The following is a 17,871-nucleotide window of genomic DNA, read 5'->3' on the forward strand; positions in this document are numbered from 1 at the left end:
GGTCAGCTGTCGGCGGAGTCCTTGAGCTCGATGTAGTCGATGATCATGAACCCGTCCCACGGCACCAAGGCCACGTACCATTCCTGGGCCTTCACGGTCTCGGCCGAGACGGGCGGGAATCCGTCCCCACGCGGGGGAATGTACGCGGCGTCGAACTTAAGGAAGGTGCCGGCGTCGGTGCTGGAGTGTTCCTTCATGGTCATGAGTTCGTATTCGCCGTTGGTGGGGTGGCCAGCTTCCAGCGCCAGCGCGATGTTCCGTTCGTTCACATCGCGCTGCTCGTCGTAATACGCTTCCCACGCAACGTCCGACCGGGTGACGAAGAGCGTGCCGGCATAGGCGTCGCGGTGGAGCTGGGCGAGGTCTTCGGCGCAGCTCGCCGGCAGGGCCGCGCCGCTCCACGGCGGGGAGGCGGCCAGTTCGGTGCCGGCATTGGCCCAAGCGGTGTAACTGGCCAGTACATTGGCGGCCACCTGTGCCGCGGAGCCTTTGCCGATTGGCTCGGCCTGCACCGAGGCCGGGTCCACCGCGGGGCAGGTGGGAGTCGCCGTCGGCGTTGGTGCAGGTTCCGGGGCGTTGTCGCTGCAGCCAGCCAGCAGGGCCGCGGCCGCCAGCATCATGACCGTTCCACGCCTGGCGTTACGCACTGCTTCCCCCTGTGAAGTCCCAACGGCCCATGCGGCCCGGACCAGCCTACCGGTTCATGTGCAGGCCCCGTTTAACGACGGCGCCCGGAAGACGCCTAGCATCTAAAGCGTGACGACGGCGGACCAGCAGCCCTGGCCGGGGCACCCCAAAGGCAGCAGGGCCTACCGGCATATGCTGATCGCGCTGCTCTTCGGCGGACTGGCCACCTTCGCCCAGCTCTACTCGGTGCAGGCCGTGCTGCCCGGCATCGCCCGCGACTTCCAGGTTTCAGCGGCCGCCGCTGCCCTGAGCGTTTCCGCCGCCACCATCGGCTTGGCGCTGGCGGTCATCCCGTGGTCCGCCATCGCCGACCGGGCTGGCCGGAAACGCACGATGACCTGGGCGATCAGTGCCGCCGTCGTACTTGGTTTGCTGCTGCCGCTCGCCCCGACGTTTCCTGCCATGCTGGCGCTGCGCTTCCTGGAGGGCGCGGCGCTGGGCGGGATCCCCGCCGTCGCACTGGTGTACCTGAACGAGGAGGTCCAGCGGCTGCACGCTGCGGTGACCGCGGGCACTTATGTCGCGGGCACGACCATCGGCGGCCTCGCCGGGCGGCTCGTGGCGGGTCCGGTGGCGGAGTTTACCGACTGGCGCGCGGGCGTGCTCGCGGTGAGCCTGCTCTCCGGCGTCGCCGCCGTCCTTTTTGTCCGGCTGGCCCCGGCGCCGCGCGGTTTCCGGCCGGTAGTCCGTGGGCAGGGGCCCAAGCTGGCCGAGCGCATCCTCATCAACCTGCGCTCGCCGCGGCTGCTGGCCCTCTACGCGCAGGGTTTCCTGCTGATGGGCGGCTTCGTCGCGGTCTACAACTACCTTGGCTTCCGGCTCGAGGCGCCGCCCTTCAACCTGCCGACGTCGTTGGCCAGCCTGCTCTTCCTGGCTTACCTGGCCGGCACGGTGTCCTCGCGTTTGGCGGGCGGGCTGACGGTGCGGTTCGGGCGGCTGCGGGTGCTGCTCGCCAGCATCCCGGTGATTATCGCGGGCCTGGCGATCACGCTGGCCGATTCGCTGCCGGTCATCCTGGTGGGCCTGGTGGTCTTCACCGGAGGATTCTTCGGCGCGCACTCGGTGGCGTCGGGCTGGACGCCGCGGCTGGCAACCGTGGGCCAGTCCCAGGCCTCCGGCCTTTACAACCTGTTCTATTATGCCGGATCGAGCCTGCTCGGCTGGGCCGGCGGCCTGTTTTTCGTGCAGTTCGGCTGGTCCGGCGTCGCCATCTTTGCCGCCGTCCTCGCGCTGTTCGCAGGTGCGACGGCGGTGCTCGCCTTGCGTGGTTCCGAGGCGAAATAGCCGCTAGAGGAGCTGGGCGTGGGCCTGTCCGATCCGCCGTCGTGAACTAAGCGGAGCCTCCGGATCAAGGGTTTTCCAAGATGGGGGTGACGTACTAGGTGCAGTACTTCTTGTGGGGATTAGTACTTGCATCGAGAGGCTTTAGTCATGGGGAACGGTCTATCCAATCTTTTGCGGCGCGGAACGGGGCCCGCCACCAACGTCAGGACCGGTTCCACTGGTTCGGCTGGCGTGCTGGATCTCTACATCAACGAGGGCTTTGTGCCCATGGTCGACGGCGCGCTGATCTACCACCGTGGTTTTGGAGACCGCCAGACGGCGGCGTCGGACCCGAACCCGAGCCTGAGGATAGCTCCGCGGATCTTTACCGCGTCCGGCCAGGTAGTCGAGAGCCGTACCTATCCGCTGGGCCGGCCGCTGCCGCCCCATGGCAGGCCCGCGCCGGAACGTCCGGATCCGCAGGAAGAGTACTACTACCTGCCAAAACGCCGATACTGGGCCAGCTATTTTCCGGAGCGGACCATTATCGCGGAGGTGGGAAGCACCATCAGGCTGCGCATCCACAACCGTCTTTCGCAGCCCCACGAACTTGCCATCCACGGGGCGGGAGCTAACCGGGGGGACGTCACCACCGGATCCATCAGCCCCGGCGCGACCGGAAGGCTGGACCTGAAGGCCCCCGCTCCGGGGACGTACCTCTATACAGATCCAACCAACGGTGCTGTTGAACGCACGCTGGGCCTTTACGGGGTACTGGTGGTTATCGACCCTGCCCGGGCTTGGCATCTCGGCCCGAAGGGTCCGGAGTTCGAGCGCCAATGGCTGTGGATGTGCCATAACGTGGTGCCGGAGTGGGCCAGCGTTGCCTCCCGGGGCGGCAAGCTCGACAGCATCGGGACGGACGTAGCCCCGCGCTACTTCAATCTGAATGACGAGGCCGGCTTCCGGTCCCTGGGCGTCTCCGATGACCCTGAATTGAACGAAGAGCGGGAGGAAGACAGCCTTCCCTCCGGTTTCCCCCGCTTGACGGACGTGCGGAACTTCAGCCAGTCGCCGGCCGCGGGAACAGTCCGGACCGGACAGCTGATCCGGATGGTCAACGCCGGCATCGTGGGACACCAGCTGCATTACCACGGCAACCATGTCTGGACCGTCCGGGAGAACGGGCGGGACTTCCGGCGCGACAGGGGATCAGTGATGGCGGATGGCCACGTGAGCCTCCAGCAATGGGAAGACACCGTTTCCCTTTCGCCGCTTGAACGCAAAGAAGCCATTCTGCCGATGGTGCGCCCGCCGGACTGTGTCGACGCCGTGTGGGAAGCCCGTAAGGAAGACTGGCGGTATCCCATGCATTGCCATGCGGAACCTTCACAGACGGCGGCCGGCGGCCTGTACCCGGGCGGCCTGGTTGCGGACTGGGTGCTGGCCGGTGAACAGGAGGCCGAGGCCCACCATAAGTACGAGAGCCAGGTGGATTTCGCCTCAGACCAGCCGCATGAGGGGAGCCCGGAAACCCTGTTCCGACAGCGCCCGGACGTCTCAATGATCTTCGACTTCTTCGGCCGGGAGCTCGAATTCCCGGACGGTGCAGAACACGATATCTGGAGTTTTGCCACCGATAGCAAGGACCGCGGTCTGCCCGGTCCGCTGGCGCGGTTCACGGAAGGCGACATCTTTCACGGAACCATTGAACCGAGCAAGCGCGTGCACACCATCCATTGGCATGGCCTCGAACCCGATCCACGCAACGACGGCGTGGGCCACACCTCCTATGAGGTCACCGGCCACTACACCTACCAACTGAGGCCGGACGTCGGCGAAGCAGGCAATCCGAACCGCGGTGGATCCGGTACGTATTTCTACCACTGCCACGTCAACACTCCGCTGCATGTCCAGATGGGCATGTTCGGTGTGGTCATCGTGGACCCTGCCATCGACCGGGTGAAGCCGCCGAAGCCGGGGACAAGGCGCGCCTTCGTTGACGGCCCGGAGTACGACATTGCCACTGAAACAGCGCTGCTGCCCTATTCGGTCGATCCAAGCTGGCATGAGATGAACCACGCCGCCGGCCTCTCCGGCGAGGACGCCGGCCTGAACCGGTTCAAGGCCAAGCATTTCTATACCCTGGGCGGAGTCATCCCCAAGCGGCCGGGCGGCCGCCGGGTCTGGGCCTTCTCCAGTATGAAGGCGAATACGAAGCAAAGCGGGCTAGCACCGACGTTGGTTCGCATGGTCAACGTGGACTATTTCCCTACCCTGACGGAATTCACCGATCTGACGGGGAAACCGGTGGCGATGGCCGACCTGATTGCCCATGATGGGCGTCCCTTCCGGCATACGGCAATTCCTAACGGCCCATCCGAGCCGGTCTGGTCCAGCAAGTTTCCACTCATTACCAGCCGGATTGCCTCCGGCGCGGCGGAAAAGTACGACTTCCTGCTGCGCCCGCCCGCGCCCGGCAAGTACCTCATGCATATCAAGTTCCTGTCCTGGGTGCCCGGGCAGGTGCGGGCCACCAAGACGATAACCATCAACGCTGTATAGGAGGCCGGAAGCGTTCACCGAAGGCGTAGCGCCTGCCGGATCAACCACGGACCCGAGGTGGTTTTAATAGATCACCAACTGTTCGAGGAAGTGCGCTGTGAACGCAACACCCGGCGCCGGTCCAGCCCCCGGCGCCGAAGACCCGCTTGATGCCTACTCACGGACCGTCATCCGCGTGGCGGAGTCCGTTACCCCGCACGTAGCTGCCATCGAGATGGCGCGCCATGGCCGCAACGGCCCGGTCCGGGTGGGTGCCGGTTCGGCCGTGGTGTTCACCGAAGACGGTTACCTGCTGACCAACGCGCATGTGGTCGCCCGCGCGAATGAAGGGCTGGCAGTATTTGCGGACGGAAGCGCCGCGGACATCGACATCATCGGCGCCGACCCACTGTCCGACCTGGCAGTCCTCCGCGGACTGTCGGCCACGCCGGCGCCTGCCCGGCTCGGTGATGCCGAAGCGCTGCGGGTGGGACAGTTAGTCATTGCTGTTGGCAACCCGCTGGGGCTGAACGGCTCCGTTTCCGCAGGAGTGGTGAGCGGTCTCGGCCGCTCGATGCCTGCCTGGTCCGGCGGCAGCAGGCGGGTGATCGAGGACGTCATTCAGACGGACGCTGCGCTTAACCCGGGCAGTTCCGGCGGCGCGCTCGCCGACAGCCGCGGCTACGTCGTCGGCATCAGCACGGCCGTGGCCGGCGCCGGTCTGGGCCTGGCCATCCCCATCAACGCCACCACCCGCCGCATCATTTCCGCACTGCTGACCGATGGGCGGGTCCGGCGCGCCTACCTCGGCCTGGTTAGTACCCCGGTCCAGCTGCCGGCCACCGTCAAGCTGCGCAACGGGCAGCGCCACGCCCTGCGCGTCGTCGAGGTCATTCCCGGTTCACCGGCCGCCAAGGCCGGCCTGAAGCAGGGCGATCTGGTAGTCAGCGCGGGCCGCCGTCCAGTGGCCAGCGCCGAAAGCCTGCAGAAGCTGCTCTTTTCGGACGCCATCGGTGTGCCCTTCCCCGTCACCGTCATGCGCTCGGGCGCGCTGGTGGACGTCATCGCCGTGCCGGAGGAGATGACCGAATCCGTCTAACTGACCGAGCCTCAGCGCCCGCCCAAAGATCGTCCTTTCGACTGATAGACAGTTCCCGATCGCAGGCATACGCTAGGGTGCGGCTTTATCTGCGGCGCCGTCCGGCAACCGGCGCCGTCTGTCGCGGCACCCCCGCACCCTGGCTAAACACTCACGATCCCGAGGAACCGGCTTCATGCTGATCAAACTGGTCCGTCACTACCTACGGCCCTACCTGTCACTGGTCCTGGCGGTGGTCATCCTGCAGCTCGCAGCGACCATCGCGGCCCTCTACCTGCCCAGCCTGAACGCCCAGATCATCGACCAGGGCGTGGCCCGCGGCGATACCGAATACATCTGGAACACCGGCATGGTCATGCTCGGGGTCAGCCTGATCCAAGTAACGACGGCGATCGCCGCGGTCTGGTTCGGGTCCAAAGCGGCCATGGCCGTCGGCCGTGATGTGCGCAAGGGCGTCTTCCACAAGGTATCCGGCTTCTCGGCCCAGGAGGTCAACGAGTTCGGCGCGCCCAGCCTGATCACCCGCGGCACCAACGATGTGCAGCAGGTCCAGATGCTGGTGCTGATGGGCCTGAACTTCATGGTGGCGGCACCCATCATGTGCATCGGCGGCATCATCATGGCGCTGCGCGAGGACCTTGCGCTCTCCTGGCTGGTGTGGGTATCCGTACCTGCGCTGTTCGTCGTCGTTGGTTTCCTGGTCTGGCGACTGATGCCGCTGTTCCGGTCCATGCAGACCAAGATCGACAACATCAACGGCGTGCTGCGCGAACAGGTCACCGGCATCCGCGTGGTGCGGGCCTTTGTCCGCGAGCCGTTCGAGGCCAAACGGTTCGGCAAGGCCAACCGGGAATTGACAGACGTGTCCCTGGCCGTGGGCTCGCTGTTTGTGCTGATGTTCCCGGCGATCGGGATGATCCTGCACCTGGCCACGGCGGCCGTGCTGTGGTTCGGCGGGCTGCGGGTGGACGCGGGGGAGATGCAGGTGGGCGCGCTGACCGCGTTCCTGCAGTACCTGCTGCAGATCCTCGTGGCGGTCATGATGGGCACGTTCATGGCCATGATGATTCCGCGCGCTTCGGTCTGTGCCGAGCGGATCGGCGAGGTGCTGGGCGTCAAGCCCTCCATCCACGAGCCCGAGCAGCCGCTGCAGCCGGCGGACAAGGCCGGCGTGGTGGAGTTCCGGAACGTCTCCTTCGCCTATCCGGGCGCCGAAGCCCCGGTGCTCAACGATGTCAGTTTCACCGCCCGACCCGGGCAGACCACGGCGATTGTGGGCAGTACGGGCGCCGGCAAGAGCACGCTGATTTCCCTGCTGCCCCGGCTTTTCGACGTCGGCAGCGGCGAGGTCCTGCTCGACGGCATCCCCATCACCAGCATGGCGCGCCCGGACATTACGGACCGCGTGGCGCTGGTGCCGCAGCGGCCGTACCTGTTCTCCGGCACCATCGCGCACAACCTGCGCTTCGGCAACCCGCAAGCGCACGACGACGACCTCTGGGAAGCCTTGACCGTAGCCCAGGGCGCGGATTTCGTGCTGGCCAAGGAGCACGGTTTGAACTCGCCGGTGTCGCAGGGCGGCACCAATGTGTCCGGCGGGCAGCGCCAGCGGCTGTGCATCGCGCGGGCGCTGGTGGCCAAGCCCAAGGTGTACTTGTTCGACGACTCGTTCTCGGCGCTGGACGTGGCTACGGATGCGCGGCTGCGGGCGGCCCTGAAGGCGAAGACCAAGGACGCCACAGTGATCATCGTGGCCCAGCGCGTCACCACCATCACGGAGGCGGACCAGATCCTGGTGATGGAGCACGGGCAGATCGTGGCCCGCGGCACCCACGAGGAACTGCTGGAAACCTCGCCCACGTACCAGGAAATTGTTGAATCGCAGACCCAGGCGGAGGAGGTGGCATGAGCACGGACAAGGACACGGACAAGGACCTCCGGCAGGACGACGGCCGCACATCTGACGGCCGCGCGACCAGCTCGCGTACCTTCGACCCGCCCACCAGCGACGGCCCTGCCATAGACCGCCCCATTGACGGGCCCACCATCGACCCGGTGGTGGCACCCACTCCCGGCGCGGCCGCCGATGCCGAGGCGCAGGTCCTTGAGGAGGAGTTCCAGCCCACCGAGGCCGACGGCGACATGTTCGGCGGCACGCCGGCGAAGAAGGCCAAGCACTTCGGGCCGTCCGCCAAGCGGCTCTTCGGGCTGCTGAAGCCGGAAAAGGCAGCAATCGCCGTGGTGCTCGCGATGGTGATCATCGCCGTCGTACTTAATGTCATCGCCCCGCGGGTCCTCGGCAACGCGATGGACGTGATTTTCAACGGCGCCATCAGCAGCAACCTCCCCGCCGGCGCCAGCCAGGAAGAGGTGATCGCGGGGCTGCGCGCGCAGGGGCAGGACCAGTTCGCGGACCTGCTGTCCGGGATGGAAATCACGCCCGGCGCCGGCATCGATTTCGAGCTGCTGGGCCGGCTGATCGCGATTGTGCTGGGCATGTACGTGGTGTCCTCGCTCTTCATGTGGCTGCAGGGCTACGTGCTGAACAAGGTGGTCATGCGCGTGGTCTACAACCTGCGCCGCGACGTGGAAGACAAGCTGAACCGGCTGCCGCTGAACTACTTCGATACCCGCCAGCGCGGCGATCTGCTCTCCCGGGTAACTAACGACGTCGACAACGTCCAGCAGGCGCTGCAGCAGGCCTTTGCGCAGCTGATCATGTCCGCACTGAGCCTGATCGGCATCACGGTCATGATGTTCATCGTGTCCTGGCAGTTGGCCGTGATCGCCCTGATCGCGCTGCCGCTTTCCGCCGTGGGCGCCGGTCTGATCGGCGCACGGAGCCAGAAGCTCTTTGCCGCCCAGTGGAAGAACACCGGGCAGCTGAACGGGCACATCGAGGAGTCCTTCAGCGGCCACGACCTGGTTCGCGTCTTCGGCCGGGAGAAGGAATCGCTGGCGCAGTTCGACGAGAAGAACGAGGAGCTCTACAAGGCCTCGTTCGGCGCGCAGTTTGTCTCCGGCATGATCATGCCCGTCATGCAGTTCATCTCCTACCTCTCCTATGTGGGGATCGCGGTGGTGGGCGGGCTGCGCGTGGCCTCCGGCTCCATGACCCTGGGCGATGCGACGGCGTTCATCCAGTACTCGCGCGAGTTCAACCAGCCGCTGAGCCAGATGGCCGGCATGGCCAACATGCTGCAGTCCGGCGTCGCCTCCGCAGAGCGGGTGTTCGAACTGCTGGACGCCGAGGAACAGGAACCGGACACGGCCACCAAATCCCTGCCGGCCAAGACGGACGGCCATGTGGAATTCGAGCACGTCAGCTTCAGCTACACCCCGGACAAGCCGCTGATCGAGGACCTGTCCTTCGCGGCGAAGCCCGGCGAAACGGTGGCGATCGTAGGGCCCACCGGGGCCGGCAAGACCACGCTGGTGAACCTGGTGATGCGCTTCTACGAGCTGAACTCCGGCCGGATCACCCTGGACAACGTGGACATCACTCAGCTCAGCCGGGCCGAGCTGCGCTCCAAGGTGGGCATGGTGCTGCAGGACGCCTGGCTCTTCGGCGGCACCATTGCGGAGAACATCCGCTACGGCAATCTCGACGCCACCGAAGAGCAGGTGCTGGAGGCGGCGAAGGCCACCTACGTGGAACGCTTTGTGCGGGCATTGCCGGATGGCTACGACACCGTGATCGACGAAGAGGGCAACAACGTCAGCGCGGGCGAGAAGCAGCTGATCACCATTGCCCGCGCGTTCCTGGCCAACCCGTCGCTGCTCATTCTGGACGAGGCCACCAGCTCGGTGGACACCCGGACCGAGCTGCTGGTCCAGCACGCCATGGCGGCGCTGCGCACTGACCGGACCAGTTTTGTGATCGCGCACCGGCTTTCCACGATTCGCGACGCCGACATCATCCTGGTGATGGAGGACGGGCAGATTGTGGAGCAGGGCAACCATGCGGAACTGCTTGAAGCCCAGGGCGCGTACTACCGGCTATACATGTCCCAGTTCGCCGCTGCTGCGGATACGGTGTAGCGAATAACGACGTCGAAACTGGTCTGCCATGCCGGGTCTTGAACGCTGGGCATCCGTATGTGCCGTTACCGATACATACGGCCCGCTGGGAGTGTGCTGTCAGTACGGCGGATCCTCTGGCACAGGCAACGCCATTGAGGGGACGCTGTTACGGAGCAGGCGCTTCCTTTGCTCCGGATTCAGCGCCGCTGCACTTGCCGACATCGCGAGGCCGAAGGACCCGTCCAGCACTGCCCTGTTTGCCGATGCGGACGAGCCGTAGGCGGCAAACCCGGCCGTATGGTGGGCGTAGCCTCCTACGTCGTATCCAAGCAGGGGATGGATGCTCGGAACGAGCCGGGAAACGTTGCCCATGTCAGTGGAAGCTACCGGTTCCTCACTATAGGTAACTTCCCTCCCCCTGGTGGCCATGGCATCGCGATAAGCAGTGCTGAGAAACCGGTCCTGCCGCAGTTCAGCGTAGGCGTTGCCTACAGGCGTGATTTTGAGACTGCAACTGCTGGCGAGGGCCCCGGCCTCAAGGCACCGGCGCACCCGTTCCTCGATGACGCGCAGATTGTCGAGGCTGGGTGAACGCATCTCCACGCTCGCCCGTGTCCGCTCAGGAATGACATTGACCGCGCTACCGCCTTCCCTGACGATCAGAGAGATGACGGAACCAGGGGGAAGCTGCTGCCGCGCCAAGGCAATGGCCGTCTGTGCGACCATGAGGGCGTCCAAGGCATTGACGCCCTCATGGGGTGCTACTGCCGCATGGGCCGGCCGGCCTTCATAGAGCACGTCCCACATACACATGGCCAGGGACGAACTCCCCACTACGTCCTCAGCCCCGGCGTGGGCCATCATGGCGAGGGAAACATCCTCGAACCAGCCTTCCTCGATGAGATCGACCTTGCCGCCTGTGGTTTCCTCTGCGGGAGTGCCTAGCACCTTAACTGTGATCCCGAGAGCGTCGGCGACGGCGGCCAGCGCTAAGGCCGCTCCCACGGCGGAAGCCGCGTTCACGTTGTGTCCGCAGGCGTGGCCGATTTCCGGCAGTGCGTCGTATTCGACGCACAGCGCGACGATAAGTTCACCGGATCCGTACCGGGCGCTGAAAGCGGTAGGTAGCGATGGCTGAGCATCGTCAAAACTGAATCCCGCGGAGCGGAGTAGCTCACGGACACGTTTGACGGCCCTGAACTCCTGGCCGCCAAGCTCAGGGTCGGCATAAATGGCATGGCTGAGGCCAAGAATCGCCTGCTCCCAGTGCTCCAAAGCCGCCGCAACACGATGCTCGATCACCGCCGAAGGGACAGAGGCCACATCCCCTGAAGACAGACGGGCCGGACTCACGCGGATACCCCAGCAGTGGGCACGGGCCGCTTCGGATAGAAGGCGGATGCTGCTGCAGCAATCAAAGCCCCGGCGGCGAGTGCGCCCCAGATAGCGATAAGGCCGCCCTCGCTGATATGCCCGGACTCCTCGAATGACGATGAGAGCAGTTTCACGACGGCGGCACCCACCGCGATGCCGACCGACAGCGCCAGTTCATTCAGCCCGGCCGCCGTCGACGTTTCCTCTAGCGGTACCCCTTCCACTGAAAGTGACCGGGTCGCTGCTTGGTACATGCCCAGACTCAGGTTGAACAAGGCAAACCCCGCGCAGTACCCGGCCAACGAACCATGGACAAGGACCATGACGATGAAGCCGGCGGCCAGCAGGAGTCCAGCGAGCACAAGGGTGGCACGTTCACCGAACATTCTGAGTGTCCTGGCGGTGAGCAAGGAAGAAAAGAGTGAGAGTACCGACGCCAGGGCGAGGACAATCGCGATCGCCAGAGGGCTGAGCCCGAAGCCGTAGCCAGTTTCGGTAGCGTCGGCGTGCAGAAAGATGCCGTTCGTGCCGAAGTAGCTGATGGAGGCGAAGCCGAAGAAGAACGTGGCGAGAGAGACCGCGCGGATACGCGGAATAGAGAGCATGCGAAGATCCATGAAGCACTTTCCAACCTTGGCGCCGCGGACGTCCCGCACGACCCAGTAGGCCAGCAATACGAGTCCCAGGAGACCGGACCCGAGTGTCCGGATGTCCAGCCAGCCCCAGTCCGGGCCCATGGAGAGGGCCAGCACGAAGCCGATTAAGCCCAAGGAACAAGCCAGCAGCGGCACGAACGCGATTCCTTCTCGGGTGGGAGTGCCGGCGTCGGGCAGGAGGAAGGAACAGACCAGGGCCACGATGGCGAACGGGACCGCCACCCAAAAACCTAGGGTTGGATCATCGACGCCGACGATCCCGGCAAGCAGTCCGCCGGCGCCCACCATGATCATGAGCATGCCGATCATCACGCTGACTCCGGTGCGGGTGTGCTCGGGGCTGCTGACCCGGAGGATTCCCATCATCAGCGGAATGAACCCCACGACGCAGGTGAGGAACACGACGCCTATCGTCACGGTCCACAACGAGGGTGCCAGGGCCATCATGAGCACTCCAGCGACGACGACCGCAGTTGAGCATCGGAGCACGAGCCTGTAGCCATAGCTGTCGCCGAGGCGCGAAATGATCGGAGTTAGTACCGCAAAGCTGACGCTCGCGATAAGGAAGATGCCATTGATTGTCGGGTCGTCGATCGAAAAGACGGGCCCGAGCGCGGGCAGGATCGGGTTCAGATAACCCTGTGTGACCCCGCTGAGGGATTCGATCAGGGCCATTGCCACGATCATTCCCGTGACGGTCCGCCGGGTGGTCCCCGCCGACGTCGGCGTTGCTGTTCTCATTGCCATGGAATTCCTTCTGTTGAGGCACCATCGTCTGTAGTGATGCGAGTCACCACGTTAGTTATGGGAACAAGACAAATGAGAAAATACGAATAAAACCTCCATACAACTGTTTTTTTGAAAGAATCAGCCATGATCTCTGAAATGGATCTCAAAATCGTGAACGCCCTACAGATCAACCCACGGGCTGAATGGAGCCGGATCGGGAAGGCCATTGGGCTCTCCGGTCCCACTCTTGCGCGCCGTTGGAGTGCACTCAGGGAACAGGGACTTGCGTGGATCACACCTGCTCCGGGGCGCCGCTACCTCAAGGCCGGATGGTCGGCCTTCATCCACCTGTCCTCATTGCCAGCCGAGCACACGGAGCTCGTCCGGCGGCTCTGCGCGGAACCCGCCTTCGGCACAGTGTCTCTGGTATCCGGGCCGCACGACCTGTTCGTCGACTGCTTTGCTTCGAGCCACGAAGAACTGATGGCCATTATCACCGGCGCCTTCGCGGACCTACCCGGCGTGACCCACCGGGACGTAGTTTTTGTTACCGAGCTGTACCGACAGGCCTCGGAATGGCGCAGCGGCACCTTGGCACCCGCGCAGGCGAGGCTCATCGCTACGGAAGTCCGGCCTGCACCGGCCGGCTATTCACCGGACAGGCTGGATGCGGCCTTGCTGGCCGAGCTGGCCCGTGATGGCCGTGCCAGCTGGGCGGAACTGGGCGTTTCCTGCAGTGTGTCTTCCCAGACTGCCCGGCGTCGAGTGGAGCGCTTTCTTGCCGCCGGACACATGACCATGAGATGTGATACTTCCATAGCCGTCCAGAAGGGTTTGCGCGAGGTCAGCCTGATTCTGAACGTACCGGCAACGCACGTGCAGTCCGTGGGCCGGTACTTTGCAGGTTTGCCAGGCTGTCGTCTCAGCGCACAGGTCCTGGGCGCCCAAAACCTGGTTGTGACGCTCTGGGTACATGACTATCTGGAAATTCAACGGCACGAGCTGGAGCTGGCAACACGTGCGCCAGGAAGCGTCGTCATTTCACGGCAGGCAGTGGTACGCAATTACAAACGTCTCGGCCACCTGCTGGACGAGTCGGGCCGCAGCCGCGGCGTTGTCCCCTTGCCCTTGTGGCATGAGGCCTGACCCTAGGGCCCGGATATTGACCGTCTGGCGACCACGACCCCGCCTCCGGTCTATATGCTCTGAGAGTGCCCCGGCAGCAGCAGGGTGACAGCCAGTCCGAGAATATAGGCGGCGGCGAACACGCTCATCATTAGGGTGGCAGTTCCAACTTTAGGCCAGAACCCGGTATCCGAATTCCGGATGGAAGCCGTGCACCTCCCGTACGTCCAGCGCGGCCATGTAGTCGAGGATCTCCCCAGTGATCACCTGCCCGGGTACCAGCACCGGGAAGCCCGGGGGATATGGGGTAACGAATGCGGCGGAGACCAGCTCCTCGCCGTCCGCCACGAGCCGCGCGGCAGCCTCCGGCTGCAGGTAACGGCAGGAGCCTTCCCGGTAGGTGAGGAAATGGGCGGTCCGGAGGTCGCCGTCGGGGGTGTCCGGGCCGGAGCGGAAACGGTCCGCAAAGCGGCTGAAGTTCGGCAGCGGGGGCGGCGCCGAAGTGAGCGAGGCTACCCGGACCTGCCGGGCCTGCAGTGCGAGCGGGCTCATCCCCGCCTGCTCCTCGTCGAAGGCCTCAGCCAGCTGGACCAGGACCTCGATCAGGAAGGCCACGGCACTGCGGGTGGTGCCGATATTGGTCATGAGCAGCACGGTGTTGCGGGAGGTCTTGTTGACCTGGATGCCGAACCTGTCCATCAGGTAGCCGTTGCGGAAGGTGTCCCCGTCCACGCCGGTCAGCCCGATGTGCAGCGTCAGCCGGCTTGGATCCAGCACGAATTCGTGCTCGCGCCAGGCGCGATCCAACTCCGCCAGGCCCACAAGCTGGGATTGCGATGAGTGGCTTTCGCGGTAGGCCTGCGGCACGAGGTCCCCAGCGCCGAGGATCCGGAAATATTTTCGCAGTAGCGGCTGCCGTTCCACCGCCGCGGCAATGCTCCCCGCCAGATCCATCTGTCGCTGCACCAGTTCAAAACCCTCCAGCTCCACCTGTCGGCGGCCGGCGTCCAGGGAAGCGAGGATTTGGTAGTTCGGTGAGGTGGAGGTGTGCGTCATGTACGCCTCGTGGAAGGACTCGGCATTGAGCCGGTTGAAGTCCCTGTCATGCACGTGGATCATGGAGCCTTGGCGCAGCGCGGTGAGGGTCTTGTGCGTGGACTGGGTGGCATAGACGCGCACCCGGGCACGGGCGGGATCCGGGACCAGGCGGGTGTGCAGCCACACCTCGTCGTCGAGCGGCTCGCCGGTGTCGGCATCGTGCAACACTGCCAGTTGCTCCGCGTAGCGCTCTGCGGCTTCCGGGCTTGCCAGTTCCTGCTCGAGGCGGCGGGCGGAGGCCATCGCGGTGCGCCGGCGCAGCACCGGATGGAAGCCGGCGAAGGCGAACCAGGCCTCGTCCCAGAGGAAGACCAGATCCGGTTTGATTGCCAGGCACTCAGCCATCACCCGATGCACGTCGTACACGATGCCGTCGAAGGTGCAGTTGGTCAGGGCGATCAGCTTCACCTCGTCCAGCCGTCCGGCCCGACGGTAGTCCAGCAGCATCTTTTTGATGCTCTGCAGCGGAACCGCGCCGTAGACCGAGTAATCATCGAGCGGGTAGGCCTCCAGATAAGCCACCCGGGCTCCGGCCAACATCAGGGCGTAGTGGTGCGACTTGTGGCAGTTCCGGTCCACCAGAACCACGTCCCCGGGGGCCACGATGGACTGCGTGACGATCTTGTTCGCCGTCGAGGTCCCGTTGGTCACGAAATAGGTCCGCTGCGCGCCGAAAGCACGCGCCGCCTTGCTCTGGGCGGCTCGCAACGTGCCATGCGGATCCAGCAGCGAATCCAGCCCGCCCGCAGTCGTGGAAGTCTCGGCCAGGAACAGGTTCAGTCCGTAGAAATCCCCCAGATCCCCGATCCACTTCGAGGTGACCACCGAGGTGCCGCGGGAGATGGGCATCGCGTGGAATACACCGGCGGGTCGCTGGCTGTGCCGGCGCACCGCATTAAAGAACGGCGTTTCATAGCGCTCGGCGACTCCGGCCAGAATGGACAGATGCAGCTCCTGCAGCGCCTGCCACCGGAACACCCGCCGGAACCTGCGGGCCAGGGACTCGGCTAGCTCCTCGATGGAGACGGCGGCAATCAGGTACAGGTCCAGCTCCGGGCGCAGCTCGGTGAGCGCTTCGGCGAGCCGCAGGGTGCGCGGCAGCGCCGCCAGCCGCTCCAGATCGGCGCCGGCGAGCGTGCTGACGTACCCGGCCAAGCCGCTGCCCAGGCAAGCCTGCGAGCGGTTGACGAATCCGGGCCGCACTACGCAGGCCTGGATATCCGGGTTCAGCAGCACCGCCACCAGGGCGTCCTCAACACTGGGGACGACGTTGACGGTGTAAGTGAACTCATCGGAGGCATGCCGCAGCCGGTGCATGGACTCCTGCAGCGCCGCCCGTTCCGCCGGCGGGACGTCGTCGATAACGAGGACCTCGAACGTGCGTCGTGCCGGCACCTCCGACTCTTCCCCGGCTCCGTCCCCGTCCTCGCCGTGTACCGGCTGAAGGCGCCGAGTCACGGCTTCGATCAGGGTGAGGGCGGCCCGGGCATCCCCGGCGCCCAAGCAGCGGCGGATCCGTTCCACGTGTCCTGGGCCGGGAAAGGACCAGTAAGCCTCGATTGGTTCGAGCCGTGCCAGCCGCCGCTGGCACTCGGCGGCCAGCGCCTGGCTTCCCGGTTGGTCCTGCTGATTTGCGGGCTGGCCGGCAGGCCGCCATCCGCCAGCCAGCTGCCGGGTGGCGTAGGCGAGGAACTCCCAGTCATCCGCCCGCGTCCGCCAGACGCTGCCGGGAGCGTCGAGGCAGCCGGCCTGCTCCTTGGGCTGCGCAGACTCCAATAGCTTGCTCACCGGTTACCCGTCTGCTGTATTGTCTCCCGGACGTCCGGCGCTGTGTCCTGGCCTGCTTCCCGGGCGGCGTCTTCGGCCGGGTCCTCGCTTGTATCCTCCAGGCTCGCCTTCTGCCGGCCGTGCCCCTTGACCCAGATCCGGTAGGCGGCCACCAGCAGCCCGATCCAGACCACGCCGACTACCAGCGCCGCCCGGGTATCCTCGAAGAAGCCGAGTACCGCAAGCACCAGACCCATGAAGGCCAGCGCCGCATAGCTGGCGAACGGCCACCACGGCACAGGGAAGGCCGAAGGCGCGGCGTTTTTGCGTGCCAGCTCGCGCTTCATGGCGATATGCGCCAGCAGGATCATGATCCAGACCCAGACGGTAGCGAAGGTGGCGATCGAGGCGATGATCAGGAAGATTTGCTCCGGCAGCAGGGCGTTCAGGACCACCCCGATGAGCAGCGTGCAGCCCATGATGGCTGCAGTCAACAGCGGGACGCCGTTGCGCGAGACCTTGGCGAAGGCCTGCGGGGCGTGCCCTTGCTGGGCTAGGCCGAAGAGCATCCGCCCGGCACTGAAGATGTCCGAGTTGATTGCAGAGATAGCCGCCGTAATGACCACCGCATTCAGGATCGAAGGAGCGGCGGGGACGCCCAGTTCGGCGAAGATCTGCACGAAAGGGCTGCCCTCGGACCCGATCTTGTCCCACGGGAACAGTGACATGATCACTCCCAGGGTGAGTACGTAGAAGAGCAGGATGCGCACCGGCACCGTGTTGATCGCCTTCGGGATGCTGCGCCCCGGATCCCGGGCCTCGCCAGCGGTGATGCCAATGGTCTCGATGCCGCCGAAGGCGAAGACCACCACTGCCAGCGACGCGATGAGCCCGCCGATACCGTGGGGCATGAAGCCGCCGTGTTCGACCAGGTTCTGCGGCCCCACCGCGGCCTCGGCCTGCAGATGGAACCCGAAGACCATCAAGGCGATCCCACCCATGATCATCGCCACGATGGCCAGCACCTTGACCAGGGAGAGCCAGAACTCCATTTCGCCGAAGACTTTGACATGCAGTGTGTTCAGCCCGGCGATGACGAAAATGATCGCCAGTACCCAGATCCAGCGCGGCACGTCCGGGAACCAGAACCCCATGTAGACGCCGAATGCCGTGACGTCCGCCAGCGCTACGATCACCATCTCGAAGGCGAACGTCCAACCTGTGATGAAGCCGGCTAACGGGCCCAAGTAGCGGCTGGCGTACTGGCCGAACGATCCGGGCACCGGATGGCGCACCGCCATCTCGCCGAGCGAGCGCATCACCACGAAGACGGCGGCGCCGGCAATCATATAGGCCAGCAGCACCGCCGGCCCGGCCTTTTCGATGGCGGCCGCAGAGCCGTAGAAGAGCCCGGTTCCGATGGCCGAGCCGAGGGCGATGAAGTGGATATGGCGTGCGGTCAGGCCGCGTGACAGGCCGCCCGCGGCTTGGGTTTTAGTCATGGTT

At 65.2% G+C, this 17,871-nt stretch carries 11 protein-coding genes; 6 read left to right on the forward strand and 5 right to left on the reverse strand.

Translation table 11 applies throughout. From position 1 onward, the window contains the following. Window positions 1–2 precede the first annotated feature (2 nt). Window positions 3–647, reverse strand: coding sequence for a hypothetical protein (locus tag AC3A4M_RS13070; RefSeq protein ID WP_498736143.1), 645 nt, complete (start codon window positions 645–647; stop codon window positions 3–5). 172 nt (window positions 648–819) lie between these two features. On the opposite strand from AC3A4M_RS13070, the gene AC3A4M_RS13075 reads away from it, so the two are divergent. The 5 genes from AC3A4M_RS13075 to AC3A4M_RS13095 all read left to right on the forward strand — a co-directional run bounded on the left by AC3A4M_RS13075 (window position 820) and on the right by AC3A4M_RS13095 (window position 9,634). Continuing rightward, the gene (locus tag AC3A4M_RS13075; protein WP_498736195.1) at window positions 820–1,971 is read left to right on the forward strand and encodes an MFS transporter; all 1,152 of its coding nucleotides are present in this window, start codon (window positions 820–822) and stop codon (window positions 1,969–1,971) included. Window positions 1,972–2,118: 147 nt separating this feature from the next. Next, complete coding sequence (locus AC3A4M_RS13080) at window positions 2,119–4,515, forward strand: multicopper oxidase domain-containing protein (protein WP_498736144.1); 2,397 nt, start codon at window positions 2,119–2,121, stop codon at window positions 4,513–4,515. A 97-nt stretch (window positions 4,516–4,612) separates the two neighbouring features. Next, on the forward strand, window positions 4,613–5,593 hold the full coding sequence (locus AC3A4M_RS13085) for a S1C family serine protease (RefSeq protein ID WP_498736145.1): 981 nt from the start codon (window positions 4,613–4,615) through the stop codon (window positions 5,591–5,593). 175 nt (window positions 5,594–5,768) lie between these two features. Beyond that, window positions 5,769–7,502 carry an ABC transporter ATP-binding protein gene (locus tag AC3A4M_RS13090; RefSeq protein ID WP_498736146.1) on the forward strand — a complete coding sequence of 578 codons (1,734 nt, stop codon included), beginning with the start codon at window positions 5,769–5,771 and terminating at the stop codon, window positions 7,500–7,502. Between the two features lie 233 nt (window positions 7,503–7,735). Then, complete coding sequence (locus tag AC3A4M_RS13095; protein ID WP_498736196.1) at window positions 7,736–9,634, forward strand: ABC transporter ATP-binding protein; 1,899 nt, start codon at window positions 7,736–7,738, stop codon at window positions 9,632–9,634. A 99-nt stretch (window positions 9,635–9,733) separates the two neighbouring features. On the opposite strand, the gene AC3A4M_RS13100 is transcribed toward AC3A4M_RS13095, so the two are convergent. Continuing rightward, window positions 9,734–10,939 carry a M20 family metallopeptidase gene (locus AC3A4M_RS13100; protein WP_498736147.1) on the reverse strand — a complete coding sequence of 402 codons (1,206 nt, stop codon included), beginning with the start codon at window positions 10,937–10,939 and terminating at the stop codon, window positions 9,734–9,736. Window positions 10,940–10,965: 26 nt separating this feature from the next. Beyond that, complete coding sequence (locus AC3A4M_RS13105; protein WP_498736148.1) at window positions 10,966–12,393, reverse strand: MFS transporter; 1,428 nt, start codon at window positions 12,391–12,393, stop codon at window positions 10,966–10,968. 126 nt (window positions 12,394–12,519) lie between these two features. Between AC3A4M_RS13105 and AC3A4M_RS13110 the strand changes: the two genes are divergently transcribed. After that, entirely contained in the window at window positions 12,520–13,521 is a 1,002-nt protein-coding gene (locus AC3A4M_RS13110; RefSeq protein ID WP_498736149.1) for an AsnC family transcriptional regulator, read from the forward strand. Between the two features lie 150 nt (window positions 13,522–13,671). Here the strand turns inward: AC3A4M_RS13110 and AC3A4M_RS13115 are convergent, their stop codons facing one another. Together AC3A4M_RS13115 and AC3A4M_RS13120 are read right to left on the reverse strand one after the other, a co-directional pair. Next, window positions 13,672–16,386: an aminotransferase class I/II-fold pyridoxal phosphate-dependent enzyme gene (locus AC3A4M_RS13115; protein ID WP_498736150.1), complete on the reverse strand. Its 2,715-nt coding sequence runs from the start codon at window positions 16,384–16,386 to the stop codon at window positions 13,672–13,674. Beyond that, window positions 16,383–17,867 (reverse strand): amino acid permease, encoded by a 1,485-nt coding sequence (locus AC3A4M_RS13120; protein WP_498736151.1) that lies wholly within the window; start codon window positions 17,865–17,867, stop codon window positions 16,383–16,385. Before AC3A4M_RS13120 ends, AC3A4M_RS13115 begins: the two co-directional genes overlap by 4 nt. Window positions 17,868–17,871: the final 4 nt, after the last annotated feature.

Source organism: Arthrobacter sp. Soil_C_60 (genome assembly GCF_057656375.1).